We start from the raw sequence: 902 nt of genomic DNA, 5'->3' as shown, positions 1-902 counted from the left end.
ACTCTGACGTGTTGTCCGATGAAATGGTCGTCATTGGCACCACGCAAAACCGGTCGGAAAACACATTTCGTTTCTTAAAAGTACTGGATTCCAAAGGAAACCAACTGAACCTGGTAACGAATCGATTTGATTTGTCTGCGGGTGAAATCGCAGAACTATATAAGTCTCGTTGGGCAATTGAACTATTCTTCAGATGGATAAAAAAACATTTGAACATGCACAATCAAGTATATATCGCCATGATTGTCTATTGCCTGAATGTCCTTGCCCAACTGCGAACCCATAGTAAGCGAACTTACTTACAGATTAGCCGTTATTTGAAAGCTTCTTTATGGAAGTCTGCATATATCTGGCTTCGAAAAATCGAAGGGAAAAGCGTGCCGTAACGCAGGCGAACAGATCCTGTTTCAGTCGTCAAAAGTTTTAGTGAAAAATGGAATTCTTAATTCACACAAAATTATTGACAATCCTTCTCATCGTATGAATTAGGTACATTCATTCTTTCTATGATTTCTAACAACTCCTTAAATAGCTCCTGTTTAAAATCTTCTTGAATTTGGGGATCTTCGTTTTTAATGAGACTAAGAACTAAAGGCTCAAACCGTTTTAAAATTTCTTGTTTGTCTTGTTCTACTCCTTTTTGAGCTCCTTTTATTAATTCTGTAATTTTTTTATCACTCGAGTTAATTTCATAAGTCCCTTTTTAAAAAAAATGTAGAGTAGTCCCTTGGTGTTTTACATGTTTTTTTAAAATATATCGTGCTTTAATTCACGCTGCCTTGGACATTTGTTCCGCTTTCATCTTTTTAATTCGATCTGTGGCCATTCTGGAGGCATTATAAACAAGCGTCACCAACTGGAAATGAAGCCTTGCCTTCTTACCTGTCCGATGACGGACATGA

General features: G+C 37.1%; 2 protein-coding genes. One reads left to right on the top strand and one right to left on the bottom strand.

The window, feature by feature from the left end; all coding sequences use genetic code 11:
• Positions 1 to 386: transposase (locus G4V62_RS19160; protein ID WP_165205229.1), on the top strand; the 386-nt coding region annotated here is incomplete at its 5' end.
• Between the two features lie 71 nt (positions 387 to 457).
• On the opposite strand, the gene G4V62_RS20985 is transcribed toward G4V62_RS19160, so the two are convergent.
• Positions 458 to 655, bottom strand: a complete 198-nt coding sequence (locus G4V62_RS20985; RefSeq protein WP_376768335.1) for a helix-turn-helix domain-containing protein — start codon at positions 653 to 655, stop codon at positions 458 to 460.
• Between the last annotated feature and the right edge of the window lie 247 nt (positions 656 to 902).

Source organism: Litoribacterium kuwaitense (assembly GCF_011058155.1).
Taxonomy (GTDB): Bacteria; Bacillota; Bacilli; order Bacillales; family DSM-28697; genus Litoribacterium; species Litoribacterium kuwaitense.
This window is presented reverse-complemented; position numbering and strand designations above follow the sequence as displayed.